This window comes from Chromobacterium sp. S0633, from assembly GCF_024158805.1.
In the GTDB taxonomy this organism is placed as follows: Bacteria; Pseudomonadota; Gammaproteobacteria; order Burkholderiales; family Chromobacteriaceae; genus Chromobacterium.
Genome location: NZ_JAMZGH010000135.1, coordinates 1 through 549 on the forward strand (window position 1 = coordinate 1; position 549 = coordinate 549).

At 67.8% G+C, this 549-nt stretch carries 1 pseudogene; it reads right to left on the minus strand.

The annotated features are described in order from the left end of the window. Positions 1 to 549, minus strand: a pseudogene (locus tag NK214_RS24960) (hypothetical protein); the annotation flags it as partial.

Consider the following 549-nt stretch of genomic DNA (forward strand, 5'->3'; position numbering starts at 1 on the left):
TTTGCCCATCGCGTCGGTCTTGGACACCACATTGCCCTGGCCGTCGTATTGGTACACCGTGCTCTGCTTCAGCCCCTCCGGGTCCACCGTCTCCCGCACCCGACGACCGGCGCCGTCGTATTCGTATTCGGTGGTCTTCGCCTGCGCCGTCCCCGCCGCTTCCGTCACCCGGATCTGCCGTCCCTGGGCGTCGTAGCCGTAGGTGGTCGTCAGCTTGAGCCCGTCCGGATCGACGATCAGGCTTTGCAGCCGGCCCGCCGCGTCGTAGCGCTGTTCGGTCACCCGGCCGTTGGGCTCGGTTTGCCGCAGCACGCGGCCCTCCGCGTCGTATTCGGTGCGGCTGCTCAGTTTCAGGCCGTCCGGGTCCACGGTGCGTTGCAGCACCCGGCCCGCCGCGTCGTATTGGTAGACGGTCCGGGTGCCGTTGGCGTCGACGCTCTCGATCTGATGACCAGCGCTGTCGTAGCCGCTACGGGTGGTTCCCGCCGGCGTGGTGGTGCTCAGCACTTGGCCGTCGCGGTTGTATTGGTAGGTCGTCGCCTGACCCAG